We start from the raw sequence: 21,297 nt of genomic DNA, 5'->3' as shown, positions 1-21,297 counted from the left end.
GCAGGTGTGGCTCATCGGAGCCGGCCCCGAAGGGCGGACCTTCAGGCGGTTGCCCGCCCGTCGTAGTCCGAGCTTACAGCTTGATCCAGGTGGCCTTCAGCTCGGTGTACTTGTCGAACGCGTGCAGCGACTTGTCGCGGCCGTTGCCCGACTGCTTGAAGCCGCCGAACGGCGCGGTCATGTCGCCACCATCGTACTGGTTGACCCACACGCTGCCGGCGCGCAGCGCCTTGGCGGTCAGGTGAGCCTTGGACAGGTTGCTGGTCCACACCGCCGCCGCCAGGCCGTAGGGCGTGTCGTTGGCGATGCGCACGGCTTCTTCGGCATCGGCGAAACCGATCACCGAGAGCACCGGACCGAAGATCTCCTCGCGGGCGATCTTCATCGCGTTGCTCACGCCATCGAAGATGGTCGGCTCGACATACACGCCGCCGGTCTCCTCGAGGGTGCGCTTGCCGCCGGCGACCAGCTTGGCACCGTCGGCCTGGCCAGCCTCGATGTAGCCGAGCACGGTATTGAGCTGCTGCTGATCGACCAGAGCGCCGACGTTGGTCTGCGGGTCCAGCGGATGCCCCGGCTTCCAGGCCTTGAGCGCCTCGACCACCAGCGGCACGAACTGCTCCTTGATCGAGTTTTCCACCAGCAGGCGCGAGCCGGCGGTGCACACCTCGCCCTGGTTGAAGGCGATGGCGCCGGCCGCGGCTTCGGCGGCGGCCTTGAGGTCCGGGGCGTCGGCGAAGACGATGTTGGGGCTCTTGCCGCCGGCTTCCAGCCACACCCGCTTCATGTTCGACTCGCCGGCGTAGACCATCAGCTGCTTGGCGATCTTGGTCGAGCCGGTGAACACCAGGGTGTCGACGTCCATGTGCAGGGCCAGGGCCTTGCCGACAGTGTGGCCGTAGCCCGGCAGCACGTTGAACACCCCGGCCGGGATGCCGGCGTCGATGGCCAGCTGGGCCAGGCGGATGGCGGTCAACGGCGACTTCTCGGACGGCTTGAGGATCACCGAGTTGCCGGTGGACAGCGCCGGGCCGAGCTTCCAGCAGCTCATCAGCAGCGGGAAGTTCCACGGCACGATGGCGGCGACCACGCCGATCGGCTCGCGGGTCACCAGGCCCAGTTCGTCATGCGGGGTGGCGGCCACCTCGTCGTAGATCTTGTCGATCGCCTCGCCGCTCCAGCGAATGGCGCGGGCGGCGCTGGAGACGTCGATACCCAGGGAGTCGCTGATCGGCTTGCCCATGTCGAGGGTTTCCAGCAGGGCCAGCTCCTCGCCGTGCTGCTCGATCAGGTCGGCGAAGCGGATCATCACGGCCTTGCGCTTGACCGGTGCCAGGCGCGACCAGACGCCGGAATCGAAGGTCACCCGGGCATCCTGCACCGCCAGCTCGGCGTCGGCCACATCGCAGCTGGCGACATTCGCCAGCAGGCGCCCATCCACCGGGCTGATGCACTCGAAGGTCGCAGCGGACGCCGCCCCGCGGTATTCGCCGTGGATGAAGGCACGCCCTTCGATGTTCAGGGTCTTGGCGCGTTGTTCCCAGTCGGCGCGAGTCAGGCTAGTCATGCAAGCATCCTCTTATCAGTAAAAAGCGCGATGGAGCAGGCTCCCGCACTGTCAATAATTCTGCAAGGCCCGAGCGGGCCGAATCCTGCTGGCAACACTAAACCAGAGGGCCACAGCTTTTCAATATTTTTGACAAAGCCGCCATCGACCCTCTTGTAATGTTCATTATATCGAACATAGACTGGGCAAAATCACTTTCCCACGCTCCTCTCTCGCTCGCTCGGACAACCCGCATGACCACCGATAGCCACCAGCAGATGAACAGAAAAACCCACGGCCTCGACGATTTCTGGATGCCCTTCACCGCCAACCGCCAGTTCAAGGCCAGACCGCGCCTGTTGAAGAGCGCCGCCGGCATGTATTTCACCAGTGACGACGGCCGTCAGGTATTGGACGGCACGGCCGGACTTTGGTGCTGCAACGCCGGCCACGGTCGTCGGGAAATCAGCGAAGCGGTCAGCCGGCAGATCGCCACCCTGGACTTTGCCCCGACCTTCCAGATGGGCCACCCGCTGCCCTTCGAGCTGGCCAGCCGGTTGGCCGAGATCGCCCCGGCCGGGCTGAACAAGCTGTTCTTCACCAATTCCGGTTCCGAGTCGGCCGATACCGCGTTGAAGATCGCCCTGGCCTACCAGCGCGCCATCGGCCAGGGCACCCGCACCCGCCTGATCGGCCGCGAGCTGGGCTACCACGGCGTCGGCTTCGGCGGCATCTCGGTCGGCGGCATGGTCAACAATCGCAAGGCCTTCGCCCTGCAGCTGCCCGGCGTCGACCACCTGCCACACACCCTGGATATCGCCCGCAATGCCTTCAGCAAGGGACTGCCGGAGTTCGGCGTCGACAAGGCCGACGAGCTGGCGCGCCTGGTGGCCCTGCACGGCGCCGAGAACATCGCCGCGGTGATGGTCGAGCCGATGTCCGGCTCGGCCGGCGTGGTGCTGCCGCCGGTGGGCTACCTGCAGCGCCTGCGCGAGATCACCCGCAAGCACGGCATCCTGCTGATCTTCGATGAGGTGATCACCGGCTTCGGTCGCGTCGGCAAGGCCTTCGCCGCCCAGCGCTGGGGCGTCACCCCGGACATCATCACCTGCGCCAAGGGCCTGACCAACGGCGCCATCCCCATGGGCGCGGTGTTCGTCGACGAGAAGATCCATGACGCCTTCATGCAAGGGCCGGACGGCATCGAGCTGTTCCACGGCTACACCTATTCCGGCCACCCCGTGGCCTGCGCCGCGGCCCTGGCGACCCTGGACATCTACCAGCAGGAAGGCCTGTTCGAACGGACCATCGAGCTGGAGAACTACTGGCAGGATGCCCTGCTCAGCCTGCGCGATTTGCCCCAGGTGATCGACATCCGCGCCGTCGGCCTGGTCGGCGGGGTGCAGCTCGCGCCCAGCGACCAGGGCATCGGCAAGCGCGGCTATCAGGTGTTCGAGCAATGCTTCCACGACGGCCTGATGGTCCGCGTGACCGGCGATACCCTGGCCATGTCGCCACCGCTGATCGTCGAGAAGACCCAGATCGACACCCTGGTGGAGAAGCTCGCCGCTTCGATCCGCAGGGCCCAATAACCCGTTCAAAGGACACGCCGATGACTATCCAGCAGATCGTCGATTTCGCCCAGGCCAACAGCACTGCCGAGCACTACCGTCCGGCGCCGGAAAAGGTCCTCAAGGGTGACCCCGAGCAGAGCGTGCGCAACCACTACGCCAGCCCCTGCGCCCAGTTCAGCGCCGGCGTCTGGGAAGGCGCGGTGGGCCAGTGGAGCGTCAGCTACAGCGAGCACGAATACTGCGAGATCCTCCAGGGCGTGTCCGTGCTGCGCGATGCGGACGGCAACGCCAAGACCGTACGCGCCGGCGACCGCTTCGTCATTCCCGCCGGGTTCACAGGCACCTGGGAGGTGCTGGAGACCTGCCGCAAGGTCTACGTCATCTTCGAACAGGCCCAGTCCTGAGCCCCCCGTCATGCGTCAGCCTTGGGCCCGCCTCGTGCGGGCTTTTTTATGCCGACGCGGTGATCGGTTGATGCGGCAATACCCCAGCGGCAGCAGTGCGGGTGATGACGCGGCATTCGGCGCGTCCAGCGGACTGTCCGGCGACACCGGGGGCGCCCAGAATGCGCAGACAACAATTAAGGAGGACCGCGTCATGGAGTTCCTGCGCACGCCAGAGGCCTGCTTTGCCAACCTGCCTGGATACCCCTTTGCCCCGCACTACCTGATGGTCGATGACACCGAAGGTGGCCAGTTGCGGGCGCACTACCTGGACGAGGGGCCTGCCGCGGCGGCCCCCGTGCTGCTGATGCACGGCGAGCCTTCCTGGAGCTATCTGTACCGGAAAATGATCCCCATCCTGGTGGCGGCCGGGCATCGCGTGATTGCCCCCGACCTGGTGGGCTTCGGTCGCTCCGACAAACCCAGCCGGCGCGCCGACTACAGCTACCAGCGCCACGTGGACTGGATGCAGTCGCTGCTCGAGCAGCTGCAGCTCACGGACATCACCCTGGTCTGCCAGGACTGGGGCGGACTGATCGGCCTGCGCCTGGTGGCGGACAATCCCGCGCGCTTCGCCCGGGTGGTCGCCGCCAACACCATGCTGCCGACGGGCGATCACGATCCTGGCGCGGCGTTCCGCAGCTGGCAGAAGTTCTCCCAGGAAGTAGCGGTGTTTCCGGCCGGCGGCGTCATCAAGGGCGGCACCACCACGGAGCTGCCCCAGGCCGTCATCGACGCCTACGATGCCCCCTTCCCGGAAGAACGCTACAAGGAAGGCGCACGCCAGTTCCCCTTGCTGGTGCCCATCACCCCGGACGACCCGGCGGCCGCCAAGAACCGCGAGGCCTGGACCCAGTTGCGGCAATGGCAGAAGCCATTCCTCACCGCCTTCAGCGACTCGGACCCCATCACCGCCGGCGGTGACAAGCTGATGCAGAAACTGATTCCCGGCACCCGGGGCCAAGCCCATATCACCATCGTCAATGGCGGTCACTTCCTGCAGGAAGACCAGGGCGAAAGGCTCGCAGAGGTTGTGGTGCAGTTCATCGCCGCGACGAGCTGATTGCCGGCAGCGAAATCCGACCAAGAAAAAGCCCGCCATATAGGCGGGCTCTCTCGGCAAGGTTGCGGATCAATTACTTGATCTTGGCTTCCTTGTACATCACGTGCTTGCGCACGACCGGATCGAATTTCTTGATTTCGATCTTGTCGGGGGTGGTGCGTTTGTTCTTGTCGGTGGTGTAGAAGTGGCCGGTACCGGCACTGGACACCAAACGGATCAGTTCGCGCATGATTTGCTCCTTAAACCTTTTCGCCGCGAGCGCGCAGCTCGGCCAGCACTACGTCAATGCCACGCTTGTCGATGACGCGCATGCCCTTGGCAGATACGCGCAGACGCACGAAGCGCTTCTCGGACTCGACCCAGAAGCGATGGTGCTGCAGGTTCGGCAGGAAACGACGACGGGTTTTGTTGTTTGCGTGGGAAATGTTGTTCCCGGTTACCGGACCCTTACCGGTAACTTGACAGACTCTCGACATGCCTCAGCCCTCTAAAACCACATGCCCAACCCGGCATGGGTTGGCCGCTTAAACTCAGTGTCATTGGCGCTCTGCGCCGCGTTTCTCGAGGGTCTTACCGGTCACACCTGAAAGCGCAACAACCGGGCCCCTAGAAAAGAGCGCTGCTTTATACCAGAAACCCCCCGGAGCAACAAGGCGAAACGCATTTTCCGCGTTTTTCCACGAACACTCTATCCTCGCCATCCGGCCACGGGCATGGGCCGCGACGCCTCTCGACCGCTCGTCGCACCGACGGACCTACAACCAGCCGTACTCCGCCAGAGACAGCGGCTCGCCGTCGCCAACGATGAAGTGGTCGAGGACCCGCACATCCACCAGCTCCAGCGCATCCTTCAATCTTCGGGTCAGCAGGCGGTCCGCCTGGCTCGGCTCGGCCACGCCCGAGGGGTGGTTGTGGGTCAGGATCAGCGCCGCCGCATTGTGTGCCAGCGCGCGTTTGACCACCTGGCGCGGGTAGACGCTGGCGCTGTCGATGGAACCGTGGAACAGCGCCTCGAAGGCCAGCACCCGATGCCTGGCATCGAGGAACAGGCAACCGAACACCTCGTGGGGCTCATGGCGCAACAGCGCCTTGAGGTAGTCGCGCACCGCCTGCGGACTCTCCAGCGCCGAGTCCCGCCGCAACTGTTCGGCCAGGTGACGGCGGGCCATTTCCAGCACCGCCTGCAACTGGGCGAACTTCGCCGGCCCCAGCCCCAGGCGCCGACTGAAGGCCGGCAGATCGGCCTGCAGCAGGGCTCGCAGGCCGCCGAAATCGCCAAGCAGATGGCGCGCCAGGTCCACCGCGCTCTGCCCGGCAACACCGGTCCGCAGGAAGATCGCCAGCAGTTCGGCGTCGCTCAGGGTAGCCGCCCCCAGGGCCAGCAGTTTCTCCCGCGGACGCTCCGCCGCGGGCCAGTCGCGAATGCTCATCGCACCTCCGTGTCGAGCTGGGCGCCGCTACTCCGCTGCGGCCGCTGTGCTATCGTAGCCCATCTTTTTGCGCGGCGATCGGCCTGGGGAGGCGGCATCGCCGCGGCGCACATCCACCTCATATAAAAGGCAGGCCTATGCAGCGGCTTTATCGCAAACGCATCATCGTCGGCGTGGGGGGAGGCATTGCCGCCTACAAGAGTGCCGAACTGGTCCGCCGCCTCAAGGATCAGGGCGCGGAAGTACGGGTGGTGATGACCCAGGGCGGCCGCGAGTTCATCACCCCGCTGACCCTGCAGGCGCTGTCCGGCCACCCGGTGCACCTGGACCTGCTCGACCCGGCCGCCGAGGCCGCCATGGGCCATATCGAACTGGCCCGCTGGGCCGACCTGGTGCTGATCGCCCCGGCCACCGCCGACCTCATGGCCCGCCTGGCCCAGGGCGTCGCTGACGACCTGCTGACCACCCTGGTGCTGGCCACCGATGCCGTAGTTGCCCTGGCGCCGGCGATGAACCAGGCGATGTGGCGCGACCCGGCAACCCAGACCAATGCGCGCACGCTCACCGAGCGCGGCCTGCGCCTGTTCGGCCCGGCTGCCGGCGAGCAGGCCTGCGGCGACGTCGGCCTCGGCCGCATGCTCGAAGCCGAGAAGCTGGCCCAGTGCGCCGCCGACTGCTTCGAGCGCCAGTCGCTGACCGGCATGCATGTCCTGATCACAGCCGGCCCGACCCAGGAAAACATCGATCCGGTGCGTTACATCACCAACCACAGCTCCGGCAAGATGGGCTTCGCCCTGGCCGAGGCGGCTGTCGAAGCCGGCGCCAAGGTCACCCTGGTCAGCGGTCCGGTGCACCTGCCGACACCGGACCGGGTCCAGCGCATCGACGTGGTCAGCGCCCGCGACATGCTCGCCGCCTGCGAAGCCGCGATGCCCTGCGACCTGCTGATCGCCGCCGCCGCCGTCGCCGATTACCGCCCGGAAGTGGTCGCCCAGCACAAACTGAAGAAGGACCCGGCCAACGGCGACGGCCTGCTCCTGCAGATGGTGCGCAACCCGGATATCCTCGCCACCCTGGCGCGCCGCGACGACCGCCCGTTCAGCGTCGGCTTCGCCGCCGAGACCGAGAACCTGCTGGAATACGCCTCGCGCAAGCTCAAGGACAAGAACCTCGACCTGATCGTCGCCAATGACGTGGCCAACCCGAGCATCGGCTTCAACAGCGAGGAAAACGCCATCACGGTGATCGACCGCGAGCTGCAGCAGAACGGCTTCGCCCAGACCAGCAAGAGCAAGATCGCGCGCCAGCTGGTGGCCTTCATCGCCGAGCGCCTGCCCCGCGCCTGACGCCCCAATCACCGACCACAGAGCCCGACATGCACGCCCTACAAGCCAAGATTCTCGACCCGCGCCTCGGCGACCAGTTCCCTCTGCCGCAGTACGCCACGCCCGGCTCGGCCGGGCTCGACCTGCGCGCCATGCTCGAGCAGGACCTGATCCTGGGCCCCGGGCAGACCGTATTGATCCCCACCGGCCTGTCGATCTACATCGGCGATCCGGGCCTGGCGGCGATGATCCTGCCACGCTCGGGGCTCGGCCATAAGCACGGCATCGTGCTGGGCAATCTGGTCGGCCTGATCGACTCGGACTACCAGGGCGAACTGATGGTCTCCTGCTGGAACCGTGGCCAGAGCGCCTTCACCATCGCCGTCGGCGAGCGCATCGCCCAGCTGATCCTGGTGCCGGTGGTGCAGGCGCACTTCGAGCTGGTCGAGGAGTTCGACGAGAGCCAGCGCGGCGCGGGTGGCTTCGGCCACTCGGGCAGCCATTGAACGCACTTAACCCTTTCAGGATGAACCGCCGAGGAGCCCTTCGATGAAACTCTTCAAGCGCACCGCCAAGGACACCCACGCCGGCACCTCGTCCGGCAAGACGGCGAAGAGGCCGGCCGATGCCAACCGGCAGCCCCTGCGGGCACTGCTGCCCGGCCTGCTGGCCAGCACGGTCGGCGTGGTCCTGGCCGCAGGACTGCTCTGGTTCGGCCTACAGGGCAGCGCCCAGCAGCATCAACAGCAACTGGTCCAGGCCTGGGGCGACGGGCAGGCCGCGGCGCTGCGCCAGGCGCTGATCCGGCTGGCCGGCGACACCCACAGCGCCGCGCGCAACCCCAGCCTGCTGGAAGCCCTGCAGAGCCAGGAGCCGGAGCGGATTCGCGCCGCCGAGCGCGACCTGCGCCACTGGGGCGGCGTGATCGACGCCCATCTCAATGGTCGCGGCCAGGCAACCCAGGACATGCAGCACGACGCGCCGATGAACTTCGCCGCCCTGGACCTGCTGCGCCGGGCTGAGAACGGCCAGACGCCCGCACCGGAAGCCTACAAGGTCGGCGACCGCTGGCTGGTGTACAGCGTCGCGCCGGTGCGCCTGAGCGACGACCAGCCGCTGCAGGGCACCCTGCTGCTGGCGTTCGACCTCAACCACCTGCTGAGCAGCCTGCCGCCGCTGCCCACCGAGGTCGGCCAGTTGCAGCTGTTCCAGCACTTCAGCGGTGCTGCCCCACAGCTGCTGGCCCAGCGCGGCCAGGCCCAGGGCACCGGACAGAGCTTCGACAGCGGCAACCGCAACTGGAAGCTCAGCTTTACCCCTGGACAGGCCCTCGAACCAGCGCACGTTTCCCTGCCACTGCTTGCCCTGGCTGCCTTGCTGGCCTGGGCCGGCGCCATCACCGGCCTGTTCATGCTGCACAGCGGCCTGCAACGCCGCCTGCGCGCCGACGTCCGGCAGCTCGGCTACCTGGTCGGCGAACTCTCGGCTGGCAAGGCCGTCAAAGCCTTCAGCCTGAGCCTGCCGGCACTGGACGGCCTGGCCCAGACCCTGGCCCGCATGCCGCGCCGTACCCATGAGGGGGCGCAGGGCACAGCGGCAAAAGAGCGCCCCCAGGGCGCCCCCTCCGCGACTGCCGCGACGGCAGCCCACACGCCGGCGGATCTGGTCGATCCGCTGTTTCAAGACACCGATATCCTCGATATCGACATTCTCGACGACGACCAGGATCTCCTGGGACTGGAGCAGACACCCGCAATGAGTACTCCGCAAACCGCCCCGACCCTCCCCGCCGATATCTTCCGCGCCTACGACATCCGTGGCGTGGTCGGCAGCAGCCTGACCGCCGAGACCGCCTACTGGGTCGGTCGGGCGATTGGCTCACAGAGCCTGGCGCAGGGCGAAGCCAATATCGCCGTGGGTCGTGACGGCCGCCTGTCCGGGCCGGAACTGATGCAGCAACTGATTCAGGGCCTGCTGGACTGCGGCTGCAACGTCAGCGACGTCGGCATGGTGCCGACCCCGGTGGTGTACTACGCCGCCCACGTACTCAGCGGCAAGTCCGCGGTGATGCTCACCGGCAGCCACAATCCGCCGGACTACAACGGCTTCAAGATCGTCATCGCCGGCGACACCCTGGCCAACGAGCAGATCCAGGCGCTCAAGACGCGCATCGACAACAACGACCTGGCCAACGGCGTCGGCACGGTCGAGCAGGTCGAGGTGCTGCAACGCTACTTCCGCCAGATCCGCGACGACATCGCCCTGGCCAAGCCTCTGAAGGTGGTGGTCGACTGCGGCAACGGCGCCGCCGGGGTGATCGCCCCGCAGCTCATCGAGGCCCTCGGCTGCACGGTGATCCCGCTGTACTGCGAGGTGGACGGCACCTTCCCCAACCATCACCCGGACCCGGGCAAGCCCGAGAACCTGGTCGACCTGATCGCCAAGGTGAAGGAAGAGCAGGCCGATGTCGGCCTGGCCTTCGACGGCGACGGCGACCGTGTCGGCGTGGTGACCAACACCGGCACCATCGTCTACCCCGACCGCCTGCTGATGCTGTTCGCCAAGGACGTGGTGTCGCGCAACCCCGGCGCCGACATCATCTTCGACGTCAAATGCACCCGCCGCCTGACCCCGCTGATCAGCGGCTACGGCGGTCGCCCGGTGATGTGGAAGACCGGCCACTCGCTGATCAAGAAGAAGATGAAGGAAACCGGCGCCCTGCTGGCCGGCGAGATGAGCGGGCACATCTTCTTCAAGGAGCGCTGGTTCGGCTTCGACGATGGCATCTATGCCGCCGCCCGCCTGCTGGAGATCCTCAGCCAGGACAAGCGCGACGCCGAGCAGGTATTCGCCGCCTTCCCCAGCGACATCTCGACCCCGGAGATCAACATCCAGGTCACCGAACAGAGCAAGTTCGGCCTGATCGACAGCCTGCAGCGCGACGGCGTATGGGGCGAGGGCAACATCACCAGCCTCGACGGCGTGCGCGTCGACTACCCCAAGGGCTGGGGCCTGGTGCGCGCCTCCAACACCACGCCGGTGCTGGTCTTGCGCTTCGAGGCCGACAGCGAACAGGAACTGGAACGCATCAAGGCCGTGTTCCGCGGCCAGCTGCAGCGCGTTGCCGCCGACATTAATCTACCGTTTTGAATGAGCGATTCAGCATTGGAGTCCCGCATGACCCTCGAGCGTGATGCCGCCACCCAGGTGGCCAAGGTTCTATCCGAAGCCCTGCCCTATATCCGCCGCTTCGTCGGCAAGACCCTGGTGATCAAGTACGGCGGCAACGCCATGGAGAGCGAAGAGCTCAAGGAAGGCTTCGCCCGCGACATCGTGCTGATGAAGGCGGTCGGCATCAACCCGGTGGTGGTGCATGGCGGCGGTCCGCAGATCGGCGACCTGCTCAAGCGCCTGTCGATCGAGAGCCATTTCATCGATGGCATGCGTGTCACCGACACCGCCACCATGGACGTGGTGGAGATGGTCCTTGGCGGCCAGGTCAACAAGAGCATCGTCAACCTAATCAACCAGCACGGCGGCAGCGCCATCGGCCTGACCGGCAAGGATGCCGGGCTGATCCGCGCCAAGAAGCTCAAGGTCAGCCGCCAGACCCCGGAGATGACCCAACCGGAAATCATCGACATTGGCCATGTCGGCGAGGTCACCGGGATCAACACCGACCTGCTGAACATGCTGGTCAAGGGCGACTTCATCCCGGTGATCGCGCCGATCGGCGTCGGCGCCGACGGCGAGTCCTACAACATCAACGCCGACCTGGTGGCTGGCAAGGTCGCCGAGGCGCTGAAGGCCGAGAAGCTGATGCTGCTGACCAATATCGCCGGGCTGATGGACAAGCAGGGTGAGGTCCTGACGGGACTGACCACCCAGCAGGTCGACGGCCTGATCGCCGACGGCACCATCTACGGCGGCATGCTGCCGAAGATCCGCTGCGCCCTGGAAGCGGTGCAGGCCGGGGTGACCAGCGCGCACATCATCGACGGTCGGGTGCCCAACGCGGTACTGCTGGAGATCTTCACCGACAGCGGCGTCGGCACCCTGATCTGCAACCGCAAGCGTCCCTGAGCCAAGGACAGCGGCCGACCAGTCTTAAATGAGGGTTAAGGGCGTGCCCCCAGCAGTTCGCTGAGGCGCGCCCGGTCGGCGGCAAAGCTGGCCTGGGCCCGCTTGCGCGCGTCCTGATAACGGGCGATGTCCTTCTTCAGCCGCTGCTGCTCGGCGATCTGGTTGTCGATCTGCATGATCAGGTGCTCCGGCACCTCTCGGCCGGCGCGCTCATGCTCGGCCGCCTGGCTCTGCAGGTTGCCCTGCTGGGTGCGCGCCGACTGCAGGTTGCCGCGGGCCACACCAATCAGGGCATCCAGCTCAGCCAGCTTGCGCCCGAGGGCCCGATCGACATCCTCGGGACTGGTATACAGGCGCAGCAGCTGCGCATCGGTGCCGGCGCGAGCCTTCTCGGCGAGTAGGCGCCGGCGCTCCTCGGCGCTCGGTGCCGGCGGCACCACCTGGATGACCCGCCCCTGCTCATTCAGCACCTGGTAGCCCTTGGCGATGAATTCCGGCGGCACGCCCTGACGGCTGAGCACCGTGACACCCTGATCGTTGACATAGCGATAGAACTCGGCAGCACCTACCGCCAGCGGCTGCGCCAGTCCGAGGAGCAGCAGGCAACGCGTCACGACCAGTCTTGGCATCGAAGCAACACCCTATGTGCGCAGGTTAGATTCCATATTCGGCGCGATACGCCTCAACTGCCGGTAGATACTGCTTGAGTTGCGCATCGCCTGCCAGATATTCAAGCACCTGTTGCAGTGACACGATACTCACTACCGGCATGCCGAAGTCGCGCTCGACCTCCTGGATCGCCGACAACTGGCCCTGGCCGCGCTCCTGGCGGTTCAGCGCGATCAGCACCCCGGCGGCCTCGGCGCCCTGGGCGCGAATGATCTGCATCACCTCGCGGATGGCGGTGCCGGCGGTGATCACATCGTCGATGATCAGCACCTTGCCGGCCAGCGGCGCACCGACCAGGGTGCCGCCCTCGCCATGGTCCTTGGCTTCCTTGCGATTGAAACACCAGGGCAGATCGCGTTGATGGTGCTCGGCCAGGGCCACCGCAGTGGTCGCCGCCAGGGGGATACCCTTGTACGCCGGACCGAACAGCACGTCGAAGGGAATCCCGCTATCGACCACCGCCGCCGCATAGAACCGCCCGAGCTGGGCCAGCGCCAGACCGCTGTCGAACAGCCCGGCGTTGAAGAAATAAGGGCTGGTGCGCCCGGACTTGAGGGTGAACTCACCGAAGCGCAGCACCCCGCGCTCGATGGCAAAACGAATGAATTCGCGCTGGTACGCTTGCATGGAAAGTCCCGGACGGCACGGATTTGGCTAGGAATTTAGCTAATTGAAGTCGAGCTCGGGTATCATACACGCACGTGTTTTTGGGGGCCATTTATGCGGATCATCAGTGTGAACGTGAATGGTATTCATGCTGCAGTCGAGCGCGGTTTGCTCAGTTGGCTGCAAGCACAGAATGCCGACGTCATCTGCCTGCAGGACACCCGCGCCTCCGCCTTTGAGCTGGACGACCAAGCCTTCCAACTGGATGGCTATTTCCTCTATGCCTGCGATGCTGAAGTGCCAAGCCAAGGTGGCGTGGCACTCTATTCGCGGTTGCAACCCAAGGCGGTAATCAGTGGACTCGGCTTTGAGATGGCCGATCGCTACGGGCGCTACCTGCAGGCCGATTTCGACAAGGTGAGTATCGCCACCCTGCTGCTGCCATCCGGGCAGAACGGGGACGAGGGCTTGAACCAGAAGTTCAAGTTCATGGACGACTTCACCCATTATCTGGACAAGCAACGGCGCAAGCGCCGCGAGTACATCTATTGCGGCTCGCTCTACGTGGCACACCAGAAGCTGGACGTGAAGAACTGGCGCGACTGCCAGCAGTCACCGGGCTTCCTGACACCCGAGCGTGCCTGGCTGGATGAGGTGATCGGCAGCATGGGTTATGTCGACGCCTTGCGCGAAGTCAGTCGCGAAGGCGACCAGTTCAGCTGGTGGCCGGACAGCGAGCAGGCCGAGATGCTCAATCTGGGCTATCGCTTCGACTACCAGCTGCTGACCCCGGGCATGCGCCGCAGCGTGCGCACCGCGCGTCTGCCGCGCCAACCGCGCTTCTCGCAGCACGCGCCGCTGATCGTCGATTACGACTGGATTCTCAGCCTGTAGGATGAGCACCCACAAAAAAGCCGGCGGTTGCCGGCTTTTTTGTGCCTTGCAGCGCGCCTACTTGATCAACCGCCAGTTGAAGGGGTAGCGGTAGGCCTGCCCCTCGTTGACCTTGATCCCGGCGATGATGGTCAGCACGATGGCGCCGATGGAGACCAGGCCGGCCAGCAGGAAACCGACCACCACCAGCATCAGCAGCACGCTGAGCATGAAGGCAATCGCCACGCTGATCTGAAAGTTCAACGCCTCCTTGCCCTGGGCGTCGACGAAGGGGTCAAGATCCTTCTTGATCTGCCAGACGATCAGCGGGCCGATCAAATTGCCGAAGGGGAAGACGAAGCCGAGAAAGGCGGCGAAGTGACAGAACATCGCCCATTGCCGCGCTTCCTGGTTCGGGGTCGGCACCGGCGCCTGTGCATGCTCGTCCATCGTCACCCTCCCTCGATCGGTAAAAGGCCTCAGTCGGCCAGCGCCGCCCGCTGCAGTTCGAACAGTTCGGCCATGCCTTTCTGCGCCAGCGCCAACATGGCGTTCAGCTCCTCGGACTGGAACGGCGCGCCTTCGGCGGTACCCTGCACCTCGATGAAGCCGCCGGCGCTGGTCATCACCACATTCAGGTCGGTCTCGGCGGCGGCGTCCTCCAGATAGTCCAGATCGAGCACCGGCTCGCCCTGGTACATGCCCACCGACACCGCGGCGATCATCTGCTTGAGCGGGTCGCCAGCCTTCAGACCGCCGCGCTTCTTGATCACCTTCAGCGCATCGACCAGGGCGACCATGGCCCCGGTGATCGACGCAGTGCGGGTACCACCATCGGCCTGGACCACGTCGCAATCGATGTACAGGGTGTTCTCGCCGAGCTTGGACATATCCAGCGCCGCGCGCAGCGAACGGCCGATCAGCCGCTGGATCTCCAGGGTGCGCCCGCCCTGCTTACCGCGGCTGGCCTCGCGCAGGTTACGCTCGCCGGTGGCCCGCGGCAGCATGCCGTACTCGGCGGTCAGCCAGCCCTGGCCCTTGCCCTTGAGAAAGCGCGGCACTCCCGACTCGACGCTGACCGTGCAGATCACCTTGGTATCACCGAACTCCACCAGCACCGAACCCTCGGCGTGCTTGGTGTAGTTGCGGGTGATGCGGATCGAGCGCAACTGGTCGGCCGCGCGGCCACTGGGACGTTTCATCAAGGAATACCTGCTCTGGAGTTAAATCTGCCGAGCATTATAGGGGCCATGGCCCGGCGACGACATGACCAATTGGGAGGGACCGACGCACTGCGCTACAATCCTGCGCCTTTCGTCCCGACATTCCGCGAGGTTCGCCCCCATGATCCACAGCATGACGGCCTTCGCCCGCGCCGAGCAGGCCGGGCCAAACGGCACCCTGAGCTGGGAGCTGCGCTCGGTCAACCATCGCTACCTGGAACCGCACCTGCGCCTGCCGGAGGCCTTCCGTGACCTCGAGGGCGCCGTGCGCGAGGCGCTGCGCCAGGGGCTATCGCGGGGCAAGGTCGAATGCACCCTGCGCTTCGCCGAGGACAGCGCCGGCAAGCCGCTGCAGGTCGACCGTGAACGCGCCGCGCAGCTGGTCGCCGCAGCGGAAAGCGTCGCCAGCCTGATCCAGCAGCCGGCACCGCTCAACCCCCTGGAAGTGCTCGGCTGGCCGGGCGTGCTGGTGGCCGATGCCGCCGACCCACAGGCGCTCAACAAGGCCGCGCTGGCGCTGTTCAACCAGGCCCTGGGCGAGCTCAAGAGCGGCCGCTCGCGCGAAGGCGCAGAACTGGCCAAGCTGCTCGGCGAACGCCTCGACGGCATCCTCGAGGAAGTGGCGGCCCTGCGCGAACTGGTGCCGCAGATGCTCGACGCGCAGCGGCAGAAGATCCTCGAGCGTTGCCGCGAGATGCAGGCCGACCTCGATCCCCAGCGCCTGGAGCAGGAACTGGTGATACTCGCGCAGAAAAGCGATGTCGCCGAGGAACTCGACCGCCTCAGCACCCACGTCAGCGAAGTGCGCCGCGTGCTCAAGGCCGGCGGAGCGGCCGGCCGGCGCCTGGACTTCCTCATGCAGGAACTCAACCGCGAGGCCAACACCCTGGGCTCCAAGGCCTTCGACCCACGCAGCACCCAGGCGGCGGTCAACCTCAAAGTGCTGATCGAGCAGATGCGCGAACAGGTACAGAACATCGAGTAGCCGCGCCCCGAAGCCCGGCCGAGCACGCCGCCACCCTACGACCCACGCTTTTTCCAGGACCCAGCCATGAGCCTCACCACCGGCACCCTCTACATCATTTCCGCGCCCTCCGGCGCCGGCAAGACCAGCCTGGTCAAGGCACTGATCGACAGCGAGGCGATGATTCGCGTCTCGGTCTCGCACACCACCCGCGCCATGCGCCCCGGCGAGGTGGACGGGGTGAACTATCACTTCGTCAGTCACGAACAGTTCCACGGCATGCTCGACCAGAATGCCTTTCTCGAGCATGCCGAGGTATTCGGCAACCTCTACGGCACCTCCCAGCACTGGGTCGAGCAGACCCTCGCCGAAGGCTACGACCTGATCCTCGAGATCGACTGGCAGGGCGCCCAACAGGTGCGCAGGCTGATGCCGCAGTCCAAGTCGATCTTCATCCTGCCGCCGACCCAGGAGGCCCTGCGCCACCGCCTGACCAACCGCGGCCAGGACAGCGGCGAGATCATCGAGCGGCGCATGCGTGAGGCGGTCAGCGAGATGAGTCACTACGTCGAGTACGACTACCTGGTGATCAACGACGACTTCGCCCACGCCCTTAGCGACCTGAAGTCCATCTTCCGCGCCAACCAGCTGCTGCAGGGGGTACAACAGCAGCGTCACAGCGGCCTGCTCGGCGAGCTGCTGGCCTGAGTCCGGGCGGCCGCGCAGAAAACAGTGCTTCCCTTAATGCTGGTGATTTTTTAGACTATTCAGTCCGCTCGCCCATTCGGGCCCAGCTCTTTATTTGCATTTGCTACGAGGAACACCATGGCCCGCGTAACCGTCGAAGATTGCCTGGACAACGTTGATAACCGCTTCGAGCTGGTCATGCTCGCCACCAAGCGTTCGCGCCAGCTCGCCACCGGCGGCAAAGAGCCGAAAGTGGCCTGGGAAAACGACAAGCCGACCGTGGTCGCCCTGCGCGAAATCGCCGCTGGCCTGGTCGACTATGACGTCATTGCCCAGGACGAGATCGTCGAAGAAGAGCCGCTGTTCGCCGCCTTCGAGGAAGAGGCCAACGAGCCTCTGTAAGCCATGCCTGGTCGAAGCGGCACGACGCGGACTCACAAGGCTCGCCAGGGGGAACACCCATGGCGAACATAGACGCCCTCGCCGATCGCCTTTCGACCTATCTCGACGGCGACCAGGTCAACCTGGTCCGCCGCGCCTATTTCTACGCCGAACAAGCCCACGACGGCCAGCGCCGCCGTAGCGGCGAAGCCTACGTCACCCACCCGCTCGCCGTGGCGGGGATTCTCGCCGACATGCACATGGACCATCAGAGCCTGATGGCGGCGATGCTGCATGACGTGATCGAAGACACCGGCATCGCCAAGGAAGCGCTCAATGCGCAGTTCGGCGAAACCGTGGCCGAACTGGTCGACGGGGTCAGCAAGCTGACCCAGATGAACTTCGAGACCAAGGCCGAGGCCCAGGCCGAGAACTTCCAGAAGATGGCCATGGCCATGGCCCGCGACATCCGCGTGATCCTGGTCAAGCTGGCCGACCGCCTGCACAACATGCGCACTCTGGAAGTGCTGTCCGGCGAGAAACGCCGACGCATCGCCAAGGAAACCCTGGAAATCTACGCCCCGATCGCCAACCGCCTGGGCATGCACAGCCTGCGCGTGGAGTTCGAGGACCTGGGTTTCAAGGCCATGCACCCGATGCGCTCCGAGCGCATCCGCGCCGCCGTGCGCCGGGCCCGCGGCAACCGCAAGGAAATCGTCAACAAGATCGAGGAGTCGCTGGTCCACTGCCTGGCCCGCGACGGCCTGGAAGGCGAAGTGGTCGGCCGCGAGAAGCACCTCTACAGCATCTACCAGAAGATGCGCGGCAAGCGCCGAGCGTTCAACGAGATCATGGACGTCTACGCCTTCCGCATCGTGGTCGACAAGGTCGACACCTGCTACCGCGTGCTCGGCGCCGTGCACAACCTGTACAAGCCCCTGCCCGGACGCTTCAAGGACTACATCGCGATCCCCAAGGCCAACGGCTACCAGTCGCTGCACACCACCCTGTTCGGCATGCACGGGGTGCCCATCGAGATCCAGATCCGTACCCGCGAGATGGAGGAGATGGCCAACAACGGCATCGCCGCCCACTGGCTGTACAAGTCCGAGGGCGACGACCAGCCCAAGGGCACCCACGCCCGCGCGCGGCAGTGGGTCAAGGGCGTGCTGGAGATGCAGCAACGCGCCGGCAACTCGCTGGAATTCATCGAGAGCGTGAAGATCGACCTATTCCCGGACGAGGTCTACGTGTTCACGCCCAAGGGCCGTATCATGGAGCTGCCGAAGGGCTCCACCGCGGTGGACTTCGCCTATGCGGTGCACACCGACGTCGGCAACACCTGCATCGCCTGCCGCATCAACCGCCGCCTGGCGCCGCTGTCCGAGCCGCTGCAGAGCGGCTCGACCGTGGAGATCGTCAGCGCGCCTGGCGCGCGTCCTAACCCGGCCTGGCTCAACTTCGTGGTCACCGGCAAGGCGCGCACCCACATCCGTCACGCCCTCAAGCTGCAGCGCCGCTCCGAGTCGATCAGCCTCGGCGAACGCCTGCTGAACAAAGTGCTGGCCAGCTTCGACAGCCACCTGGAGAAGATTCCGGGCGAGCGCGTCAAGACGGTACTCGGCGAGTACCGCCTGGAGCTGATCGAGGACCTGCTGGAAGACATCGGCCTGGGCAATCGCATGGCCTATGTGGTGGCGCGGCGCCTGCTGGCCGAGGGCGGCGACGAACTGCCGAACGCCGAAGGCCCGCTGGCGATTCGCGGCACCGAAGGCCTGGTGCTGAGCTACGCCAAATGCTGCACGCCGATCCCCGGCGACCCCATCGTCGGCTACCTGTCGGCGGGCAAGGGCATGGTGGTGCACCTGGAGAGCTGCCGCAATATCGGCGAGATCCGCCACAACCCGGAGAAGTGCATCCAGCTGTCCTGGGCCAAGGACGTCACCGGCGAGTTCAACGTCGAGCTGCGCGTCGAGCTGGAGCATCAGCGCGGCCTGATCGCCCTGCTGGCCGGCAGCGTCAATGCCGCCGACGGCAACATCGAGAAGATCAGCATGGACGAGCGCGACGGCCGCATCAGCGTGGTCCAGCTGGTGGTCAGCGTACATGACCGCGTACACCTGGCCCGGGTGATCAAGAAGCTGCGCGCCCTCCCCGGGGTCATCCGCATCACCCGCGTGCGCGCCTGACGCCCGACTGACAAGTCATTTTCCTCGCAGCTGTACTTTGACAGCGCCCCCGGCTTTCGCCGACCCTAGTCGCCCGCGGCTGCGCGGCGCGCACCCGGCGCGACGCAGCGCCCCATTCAAGCAACCGTTTCAGGAGTTCCCATGAGCAAGAGCGTCATCACCAGCGACAAGGCCCCTGCCGCCATCGGCACCTATTCCCAGGCGATCAAGGCCGGCAACACCGTCTACATGTCCGGGCAGATTCCGCTGGACCCCAAGACCATGGAACTGGTCGAAGGCTTCGAGGCGCAGACCGTCCAGGTGTTCGAGAACCTCAAGGCAGTGGCCGAGGCTGCTGGCGGTTCGTTCAAGGACATCGTCAAGCTGAACATCTTCCTCACCGACCTGGCCCACTTCGCCACCGTCAACGAGATCATGGGTCGCTACTTCCAGCAGCCATACCCGGCTCGCGCCGCCATCGGCGTCGCTGCGCTGCCGCGCGGCTCGCAAGTGGAAATGGACGCTATCTTGGTACTCGAATAAGTCCGCCGGCGGGGCACGACGCCCCGCCTTTCTCCTGCGTGCAAGGAGTCACCGATGCGCCCGCTCCTCATTTCGCCGCTGTTCATCTGGCTACTCGCCGGCTGCGCCAGCCAGCCCGGCGACCCCGGCGGCATCTGGATCAATCAGGCGGCAATCGATGCCGCGCGCCACGGCGGCCATCTGCGCGAGGCCCTGCTCGCCTACGGGCCGAACCTGGAGTGGCGGATCGAACCGCAACGCCGGCGCGCCAGCTTCAGCAATGGCTACGAGCACGACGAAGGCCAGCTGGTGAGCGAAACCGAGCAGCGCCTGCGGGTCGACTTCTACGGCGACTACCACGAATACCTCAGCCTCGATGATGCCGAACTGGTGCAGGCGGCCAGCGGCACCTGGCCCGAGCAGCGCTTCGTCCGCGCCCCGAGCGCCGACAACAGCTACGCCCCGCCCGGCAGCCGCTTCGAGCAGGCGCTGTACGGCGCTTACCTGGGTGGCACCTGGACCATTCGCCAGGGCCTGGGCGAAGGCGGCCTGGTGCTGTTCCATGCCGACGGCCGGGTCGAGGGCCTGCCCGGCGCCGAGCGCTACGCGCTGTGCCTGGCCGGCGACTGCGCGGCCATGAGCGGCGAATTCGACAGCCTGTGGCTGCAGCTCGGCGAGCAGGGCCAGACCTGGCTGTTCGAGCGCGACGGCGAGCGCTTGAGCATCTTCGATGCCGTCAACCAGGCGCAGCTCGACGACATGCCGGAATACCGCAAGGGGCCGCAACGCTGGCAGCTGGAGCGCCAATAGGCACTCGCAGGAGCAAGCGCCGCGCGACTGACCGCCCTAGGCGCTGAACGAGGCATCCGCCAGGATCGCCCCATAGCCTTCCCGGTAGCTCGGGTAACTCGGCGCCCAGCCCAGGGCGCGGGCGCGGGCGTTGCTGCAGCGCTTGCTGCCGGCGCGGCGCACCGTCGCCTCGGGCGCCCAGTGGCTGACGCCCAGCTGTTCGCGCAGCCAGGCCACCACCTCATGCAGCGGCGCCGGCTCGTCGTCGACGCCGAGGTAGCAATCGGCCAACGCCACGCCGCGGGCATCGGCCTGCAGCAGGAACGCCAGCAGGCCGGCGGCATCCTCGACGTGGATACGGTTGGCATACAGCGGCGGCTCGCTGGCCACCCGGTAGCCCTGGCGCACCTGGCTGAGCAACCACTGGCGGCCCGGTCCGTAGAGCCCGGCCAGGCGCACCCGGGTGGCGGCGATGCCGCTGTGCAGGGCCAGCTGCTCGGCCTCGCGCATCACCTGGCCGGAGAACCCCGCGGCCTGCGCCGGGGAATCTTCATCGACCCATTCGCCCTGCTGCTGGCCATAGACCCCACTGCTGGAGACGAACAGCAGGCGCTTGGGCCGCTGCCCGTGCTGCGCCAACCAGTCCAGCACCCGGCGCAGCCCCTCGACATAGATCGCCCGGTAGCCCGCCTCGTCGCGCTGGTTGGCCGCCGCGCAATACACCAGGTAGTCCAGCTCGCCTGTGGGCCAGCCCGGCGGACAGCCGTCTGCCTGCAGGTCAGCGGCGACCGGCCGGATCGCGGCGGGCAGGCACGCCACCGAGCGGCGCAGGCCATGGACCTCCCAACCGCCCTCGGCCAGGCGCACGCCGAGGCGGGAGCCGACATCCCCGCAGCCGGCTATCAGCACCCTGGTAGAACTCGCCATCCGCACCTCCACAATTTCGCCGTG

The 21,297-nt window shown here is 66.1% G+C and carries 23 protein-coding genes; 14 read left to right on the top strand and 9 right to left on the bottom strand.

Annotated elements, in window-relative coordinates:
- Window positions 1-73: 73 nt before the first annotated feature.
- Entirely contained in the window at window positions 74-1,567 is a 1,494-nt protein-coding gene (locus LPB260_RS06265) for an aldehyde dehydrogenase (RefSeq protein ID WP_208707845.1), read from the bottom strand.
- 257 nt (window positions 1,568-1,824) lie between these two features.
- On the opposite strand from LPB260_RS06265, the gene LPB260_RS06260 reads away from it, so the two are divergent.
- The 3 genes from LPB260_RS06260 to LPB260_RS06250 all read left to right on the top strand — a co-directional run bounded on the left by LPB260_RS06260 (window position 1,825) and on the right by LPB260_RS06250 (window position 4,626).
- Complete coding sequence (locus tag LPB260_RS06260) at window positions 1,825-3,138, top strand: aspartate aminotransferase family protein (RefSeq protein ID WP_208710086.1); 1,314 nt, start codon at window positions 1,825-1,827, stop codon at window positions 3,136-3,138.
- Between the two features lie 20 nt (window positions 3,139-3,158).
- On the top strand, window positions 3,159-3,524 hold the full coding sequence (locus LPB260_RS06255; protein ID WP_208707844.1) for a cupin domain-containing protein: 366 nt from the start codon (window positions 3,159-3,161) through the stop codon (window positions 3,522-3,524).
- A 70-nt stretch (window positions 3,525-3,594) separates the two neighbouring features.
- Window positions 3,595-4,626, top strand: a complete 1,032-nt coding sequence (locus LPB260_RS06250; protein ID WP_371926114.1) for a haloalkane dehalogenase — start codon at window positions 3,595-3,597, stop codon at window positions 4,624-4,626.
- A gap of 73 nt (window positions 4,627-4,699) precedes the next feature.
- Here LPB260_RS06250 and rpmG read toward each other — a convergent pair whose 3' ends face one another.
- From rpmG to radC, 3 genes are all read right to left on the bottom strand, one after another.
- Complete coding sequence (gene rpmG / locus LPB260_RS06245; RefSeq protein ID WP_003464575.1) at window positions 4,700-4,855, bottom strand: 50S ribosomal protein L33; 156 nt, start codon at window positions 4,853-4,855, stop codon at window positions 4,700-4,702.
- A 10-nt stretch (window positions 4,856-4,865) separates the two neighbouring features.
- A complete protein-coding gene (gene rpmB, locus LPB260_RS06240) occupies window positions 4,866-5,102 on the bottom strand; it encodes a 50S ribosomal protein L28 (protein ID WP_003242523.1) in 237 nt (78 codons plus the stop codon).
- A gap of 279 nt (window positions 5,103-5,381) precedes the next feature.
- Window positions 5,382-6,056 carry a DNA repair protein RadC gene (gene radC, locus LPB260_RS06235; RefSeq protein ID WP_208707843.1) on the bottom strand — a complete coding sequence of 225 codons (675 nt, stop codon included), beginning with the start codon at window positions 6,054-6,056 and terminating at the stop codon, window positions 5,382-5,384.
- Window positions 6,057-6,193: 137 nt separating this feature from the next.
- Between radC and coaBC the strand changes: the two genes are divergently transcribed.
- The 4 genes from coaBC (at window position 6,194) to argB (ending at window position 11,464) form a co-directional block, all read left to right on the top strand.
- A complete protein-coding gene (coaBC, locus tag LPB260_RS06230) occupies window positions 6,194-7,402 on the top strand; it encodes a bifunctional phosphopantothenoylcysteine decarboxylase/phosphopantothenate--cysteine ligase CoaBC (RefSeq protein ID WP_208707842.1) in 1,209 nt (402 codons plus the stop codon).
- Window positions 7,403-7,431: 29 nt separating this feature from the next.
- The gene (gene dut / locus LPB260_RS06225; protein ID WP_208707841.1) at window positions 7,432-7,887 is read left to right on the top strand and encodes a dUTP diphosphatase; all 456 of its coding nucleotides are present in this window, start codon (window positions 7,432-7,434) and stop codon (window positions 7,885-7,887) included.
- A 1,249-nt stretch (window positions 7,888-9,136) separates the two neighbouring features.
- The gene (gene algC / locus LPB260_RS28910) at window positions 9,137-10,531 is read left to right on the top strand and encodes a phosphomannomutase/phosphoglucomutase (RefSeq protein WP_218281542.1); all 1,395 of its coding nucleotides are present in this window, start codon (window positions 9,137-9,139) and stop codon (window positions 10,529-10,531) included.
- Between the two features lie 27 nt (window positions 10,532-10,558).
- The gene (gene argB, locus LPB260_RS06215; protein ID WP_208707839.1) at window positions 10,559-11,464 is read left to right on the top strand and encodes an acetylglutamate kinase; all 906 of its coding nucleotides are present in this window, start codon (window positions 10,559-10,561) and stop codon (window positions 11,462-11,464) included.
- Window positions 11,465-11,499: 35 nt separating this feature from the next.
- Here the strand turns inward: argB and LPB260_RS06210 are convergent, their stop codons facing one another.
- A complete protein-coding gene (locus tag LPB260_RS06210; protein ID WP_208707838.1) occupies window positions 11,500-12,093 on the bottom strand; it encodes a DUF4124 domain-containing protein in 594 nt (197 codons plus the stop codon).
- Window positions 12,094-12,118: 25 nt separating this feature from the next.
- On the bottom strand, window positions 12,119-12,760 hold the full coding sequence (gene pyrE, locus LPB260_RS06205; protein ID WP_208707837.1) for an orotate phosphoribosyltransferase: 642 nt from the start codon (window positions 12,758-12,760) through the stop codon (window positions 12,119-12,121).
- A gap of 93 nt (window positions 12,761-12,853) precedes the next feature.
- Between pyrE and LPB260_RS06200 the strand changes: the two genes are divergently transcribed.
- Window positions 12,854-13,633, top strand: a complete 780-nt coding sequence (locus LPB260_RS06200) for an exodeoxyribonuclease III (protein ID WP_208707836.1) — start codon at window positions 12,854-12,856, stop codon at window positions 13,631-13,633.
- 57 nt (window positions 13,634-13,690) lie between these two features.
- Here the strand turns inward: LPB260_RS06200 and LPB260_RS06195 are convergent, their stop codons facing one another.
- Window positions 13,691-14,062 (bottom strand): DUF4870 domain-containing protein, encoded by a 372-nt coding sequence (locus LPB260_RS06195; protein WP_208707835.1) that lies wholly within the window; start codon window positions 14,060-14,062, stop codon window positions 13,691-13,693.
- Window positions 14,063-14,091: 29 nt separating this feature from the next.
- The gene (rph, locus tag LPB260_RS06190) at window positions 14,092-14,814 is read right to left on the bottom strand and encodes a ribonuclease PH (RefSeq protein WP_208707834.1); all 723 of its coding nucleotides are present in this window, start codon (window positions 14,812-14,814) and stop codon (window positions 14,092-14,094) included.
- Between the two features lie 142 nt (window positions 14,815-14,956).
- On the opposite strand from rph, the gene LPB260_RS06185 reads away from it, so the two are divergent.
- From LPB260_RS06185 to LPB260_RS06160, 6 genes are all read left to right on the top strand, one after another.
- On the top strand, window positions 14,957-15,820 hold the full coding sequence (locus LPB260_RS06185; protein WP_208707833.1) for a YicC/YloC family endoribonuclease: 864 nt from the start codon (window positions 14,957-14,959) through the stop codon (window positions 15,818-15,820).
- A gap of 66 nt (window positions 15,821-15,886) precedes the next feature.
- A complete protein-coding gene (gene gmk, locus LPB260_RS06180; RefSeq protein WP_208707832.1) occupies window positions 15,887-16,507 on the top strand; it encodes a guanylate kinase in 621 nt (206 codons plus the stop codon).
- Between the two features lie 117 nt (window positions 16,508-16,624).
- On the top strand, window positions 16,625-16,888 hold the full coding sequence (gene rpoZ, locus LPB260_RS06175; protein ID WP_208707831.1) for a DNA-directed RNA polymerase subunit omega: 264 nt from the start codon (window positions 16,625-16,627) through the stop codon (window positions 16,886-16,888).
- A 59-nt stretch (window positions 16,889-16,947) separates the two neighbouring features.
- A complete protein-coding gene (gene spoT, locus LPB260_RS06170; protein WP_208707830.1) occupies window positions 16,948-19,056 on the top strand; it encodes a bifunctional GTP diphosphokinase/guanosine-3',5'-bis pyrophosphate 3'-pyrophosphohydrolase in 2,109 nt (702 codons plus the stop codon).
- 141 nt (window positions 19,057-19,197) lie between these two features.
- Complete coding sequence (locus LPB260_RS06165) at window positions 19,198-19,578, top strand: RidA family protein (protein WP_208707829.1); 381 nt, start codon at window positions 19,198-19,200, stop codon at window positions 19,576-19,578.
- A 54-nt stretch (window positions 19,579-19,632) separates the two neighbouring features.
- Window positions 19,633-20,367, top strand: coding sequence for a hypothetical protein (locus LPB260_RS06160; RefSeq protein WP_208707828.1), 735 nt, complete (start codon window positions 19,633-19,635; stop codon window positions 20,365-20,367).
- Between the two features lie 36 nt (window positions 20,368-20,403).
- Here the strand turns inward: LPB260_RS06160 and LPB260_RS06155 are convergent, their stop codons facing one another.
- The gene (locus tag LPB260_RS06155; RefSeq protein ID WP_208707827.1) at window positions 20,404-21,273 is read right to left on the bottom strand and encodes an SDR family oxidoreductase; all 870 of its coding nucleotides are present in this window, start codon (window positions 21,271-21,273) and stop codon (window positions 20,404-20,406) included.
- Window positions 21,274-21,297 lie beyond the last annotated feature (24 nt).

Source organism: Pseudomonas sp. LPB0260 (assembly GCF_013388395.1).
The sequence above is the reverse complement of the archived record's forward strand: the minus strand, read 5'-3'. Positions and strand labels throughout refer to the sequence as shown.